Origin of the sequence: Bacillus sp. JJ1503, assembly GCF_036965125.1 — a bacterium.
GTDB lineage: Bacteria > Bacillota > Bacilli > Bacillales > Cytobacillaceae > Cytobacillus.
The window spans coordinates 1-5,051 of sequence record NZ_JBALOZ010000298.1; the positions used below are offsets into that span (position 1 = coordinate 1).

Annotated in this window: 2 protein-coding genes; both read left to right on the forward strand. The window is 36.8% G+C overall.

Annotation, left to right across the window (positions count from 1 at the left end; translation table 11 throughout):
* The first annotated feature begins 101 nt into the window (after positions 1–101).
* Entirely contained in the window at positions 102–2,114 is a 2,013-nt protein-coding gene (locus tag V7149_RS20685; protein WP_335347481.1) for a WD40 repeat domain-containing protein, read from the forward strand.
* A 268-nt stretch (positions 2,115–2,382) separates the two neighbouring features.
* A complete protein-coding gene (locus V7149_RS20690) occupies positions 2,383–5,034 on the forward strand; it encodes a hypothetical protein (RefSeq protein WP_335347482.1) in 2,652 nt (883 codons plus the stop codon).
* The last annotated feature ends 17 nt before the right edge of the window (positions 5,035–5,051 follow it).

Sequence of the window (5,051 nt, forward strand, 5' to 3'; positions counted from 1 at the left end):
GTAATGAAATAGAAAAGTAGAGTAAGTGTAGTACAGTTGCAGTAAAAACAAGCCTATTAATCCAATATTTGCTATAATACTAGAGGAAGGGAGAAGATTGGATGAAAAAAAGGTTTTTCGCACTAGCAATGATTTTTACTTTACTATTTTCTTTAGAGCAGCCAAAGATTTTGGCTGAAGGACAAAGTACAGAAGTGGAACAACAGGTTAGAGGCGGTTCAAGTATTATAGGGCCTCAAGTCTTTCAAGTGTCTGCCCTAACGGCTGCAACAGGATCAGATGAAATGGGGCATGCATACATGTATTTCATCATGCATGGCACGCCATCTGCACTTGCAGTCGTAGACTTAAATACTAATGAATTGAAAAATACATATCCGTTGGCAAATTCTACAAGCGCTTGGGGATTAGATGTGGATGAAGATGGAACCGTATGGGTTGGTGGAACAACCGATGGAAACGTGTATAGCTATAACCCGAATACGGATGAGTTCTTCGATCACGGAAATAAGTTAACACTTCCTAAAGATACAGCCATTCAAGATATTGACGCTGTTAATGGTGTTGTCTTTGGGTCAACTGCCTATGGCGGCTCTGTTTTTAAGTATGATTCAAAGACTGAGGAATTAGTGAACTATGGGCAAGTCTTGTATCGAAAAGAATTTGCCAAGTCACTTGCGTATGATCAAGAAAGCAATTCTTTATTTGTTGGTATCGGATCCAAAGCTGATCTCGTGAAATATAATTTGGACACGAAACAGAAAACGGCTTTTCTTCCAAATGAGTATCAAGATGACAAATACGTTCGCGATATTAAGTTCATCGACAATGAAATCTTTGCTCGCATGGAACCCTCTAATAGACTAGTTGTATTTAATAAAAAAACATTGGAAAAAACAGGTGAGATTGAATTGAACTCAAGAACAATCTCGCAAAAATCTCCATTAGAGGATGTTCTTTTTTACTCCAAGAATAGTACACTCCATAAATATGATTTATATACAAAGGAAGAAATAAATTTAGGAGTTTCATTATTAAAGGGAACTGAATTGCTGAATATTGATTTTGTTCGATTAAATGCCGAAAAATATCCTGGATATACACTGGTTGGACTTATAGATAACGATGGAAATGTCTTTAAGTACAACTTAGAAACGGGACACCATGAAATTACGAAAATGAAATTGCCGGCTCAGCCTGTTACGCTTTATACGATGATTCAGGATGAGAAAAGAGAGAATATTTTTATAAACGGCTATATGTCCGGCGGCTTGGCTATATATAATACAGTTAAACAAAAAACAGAATTATATCCGAATATAAGCCAGATTGAGTCGATGACCACTACTGGAAATAAGCTATACATCGGTGCTTATCCGAGGGCGAGAGTGCTGGAGCTTGATTTATCGCTTCCTTGGAGTGAAACAAATCCTCGGGAGATCATGAGATTGGGTCAGTATGGCCAAGAACGATCAACAGCGATTGCAACCGTCCCGAAACTAAATAAAGTGTATGTCGGTACATACCCTGAAACGAGTACCGGAGGAGGCGCCCTTGCTGTTTATGACCTAAAGGGAAACAAATACGATGTATATGAGAATTATATTTATAATCAAAGTTTAGTTTCTTTTTTAAGCCACGATGATTCTATTTATGTTGGGACCTCGATTCATGCTAATTATAATGTAAATGATCGCGGAGCAAGGTTTTTCCGTTTCGACCCGAAAGACCCAGAGAGGAAAGAATATATTCATCTGCCGCTTGACTCCAGTATGATTACAAGCTTAATTTCTGATAAAAATGGAATCATATGGGGTATGGCAGATGGGACTCTCTTTTCATACGACCCAAAAACAACAGAAATCAAAACGAAACAAATACTCGAGTTAATCTCAGGTCGATTCCGCAACGCCAAAATTATTGAAGGCATTGATGGCCACATTTATGGCGCTGTAGAGGGAAGGCTATTCGAGGCTGATCCTAAAACTTTTGATATTACGATTTTAAAGGAAGTTGGGGCAAATGAAATCGCTCAGGATTCAAATGGAGATTTATATTTCCGCCATGAAGCAACATTATGGAAATATCACTTTTTTCAAAATAAAAATAAATAATTGTAATGCTCTATTTAGAAATGTAATATTAAAAATCAACCTATTTTTGGTAGGTTGATTTTTTTATTACTATATTAATGGAAGAGATGTGGAAGTGATTACTAAATTTATCCTGCATATCCATATTAATAGAGTGTTGGTATATTTTTTGCATTTAACATGTTTCCAATTTACTTTAATATATTCCTTGTAAGGATAGTTTCACCAGCCTTACATAACGTTGGTATATTAATATAATAATATAACTATTAATTTAGGGGGACTTACTTTGAATAAGAAAAAAGCTATAAAAGTACTTAGTGCAACTGCAATCGCAGCATCTGCATTTGTTGCAACAGCTCCAGCTGGAACTGAAGCGGCAGCTAGCGATGTTCAAACTTTAGTTAAAAAAGCTAAAGACGCTGGCACAGTTTTAAAATGGGCAATCTCTACAGAGGGTTCTGCAGATGGAAAAACTCGTCCATATGCACAATACAATGCAGCAAAAGCAGCTCGTGATGCAGCAGTAAAAGCAATCAACAAATTACCTGCAGCTCAAAAAGCAGGATACCTTGCTGACATCGAGCAAAATGTAACTCTACATATTAACCGTACAATGGCTTACATCGATGCTATTACAGCTGGTGAAAAAATTACTGTTAAGAAACAAGCTCTTGAAGCACAAATCGAGCAAAACCTTATCGATGGCAAGACAGAAGCTGCATACCATGCACTATCTACTGAAATCCGTAAACAAGCTATCCTTTTAGATCGTGTATACGGTAAATCTACTCGTGATGCAATCCGTGCTCAATACAAAAAATCTGCTGAAACAGTACGTGACAGCGTAAAATTCGAAGTATCTGTGAAAATTGAATTAGACTTAGCGAAACAAGCTCTTGCTGCTAACAACACAGTAGATGTAGAAAAGCACCTTGCTGAAGCGGCTAAGTATATGAAAGATGTTAAAAATGAGGCAATGAAAACTACTTTAACTAATACTTTAGAAGAAGTAGAAGGCCAATTAGTACCTACTGTTAAATCAGTAAGTGCGATTAGCGCAACTCAAGTAGAAGTAAAATTCAGTAAAGCAGTAGATGCAGCATCTCTATTTGCTGATGGAAAGAGCGGTGCGTTCAAATCAACTGCTACAGTAACAATTAATTCAATTGATGGAGTAGCAGCAGGAACACTTTCTGGAAAGCTTAGTGCAGATGGTAAAACTTTAACTGTAACTACTCAAAACCCAGTTTCAAAACGCTATAACGTAGTGGTTGATGGATTATCAACAAAAGATGCTAAAGCTGTAACTAAATTTGATGAAGTAGTTTCATTTGTTGCTGATACAACTGCTCCAACTATTTTAGGAACTGAAAGAATTTCAGCTGGTCAAGTGAAAGTTAAATTCTCTGAGCCAATGAAAGCTTTTGCAACAGTTGCGTTTAAATATGCTGATGGAAGTGCTGTAACTGGTGTTTCAGGTCAAATTGAAGCAGGTGCTAGCGAAGCTGTATTTACAATGACAGATAATGTAACTTCTAATAAAGAAGTAGTTGCAACATTTATCGGTGCTCAAGACCAAGCTGGTAACCTAATTACTCCAAATCCAGCAACTGTTTCATTTGTTAAAGGTGCTGCTGATGGGATTGCTCCTACAGTGTCTTCAATCACACAAACTGGTGCTAACACTTTTGCTGTGAAATTCTCTGAAGCATTATTAGTTAAGCCTGTTATTGTTGTGGGTGCGACTACGGTAGACACAGCTAAAGTTGTTCAAGACACAAATGACAGTACTGTATATAACGTTACAGCACCTGCTGTTTTAGAAGGGGCTACAACGGTACAAGTTAAATCTTTCACAGACCTTAGCGGTGAAGCAGGTACAGATGTAAGTCGCGTTGTTACATTTGTTAAAGAAACTGCAGCTCCTAAAGTCCTTTCTTCAAATGTAGTTGTTGATTCTACGGATAAAAAAGAATATCTAGAAATTACATTTGATAAAGATGTAACACTTGGTTCAACACCAACTGTTGATGTTACAAGTGGTTCTTATGTGAAGGATTTTGTAACTACAACAATTAATAACTCTGGTATTACTCCAAAAGCAGTAGATTATAAAACATCAACTAATAAAAAGGTTATTCGCGTAGCGTTATCTTCACTATTAACTGGAAAAGATGTTAAGGGTGCAACGTATTCATTAAACCTTGCATTTGCTAATGTGAACAGTGCTTCTAACGTAGCGGCTGAAACTACTACTGCAACTTTCACACGCGGTGAAGATGGTGTTCCTACAAGTACTGCAAAAGTAGGAGTAACTAGTGTTGCTCAAGATTCTAATGATAATAGCAAATTAAATGTTACATTCAATAAGGCTGTAGATGGTGCATCTGCAACACTTACTTCAAACTACAAAATTGACGGTGCTGTAGTAGAGTCAGTAACATTAATGCCAGCAGTAACATCTGGTGATACAGTTACACAAGTGGCTGTGCTTAACTTGAAAGCTAACTCAAATGCTTTCACTGGAACTCGTAACATCACTATTTCTAATGTAAAGGCATTAGGTTCTACCGTGGCTATGGATCAATATTTTGTGAACAATGTATCAATTAAAGAAAACGTTGCTCCTACAGTAACTTCTGCTAAATTAACAGCAACAGATGAGATTACTCTTACTTTCTCAGAAGCTGTTAAACAAGCAGGAACAACAAATAAAGATTTTGAATTATTAGTAGGTGGACAATCAATTGCTTTAGCACAAACTTATGATGCTGGTCTTACTTCTACAGCAGCAACTACTGTAAAAGTTAAAATTACAGCTGTTAGCGCTGAAGCAATTGCAAAAGGCCTATCACTAAAAGGACTTTCTACAATTGATGTTAAAGATGAAGCTGGCAACGTACTTTCTGTACCAGCGAACATTGTAGTTTCAAACTAATTTTTTAAAAATAAAAG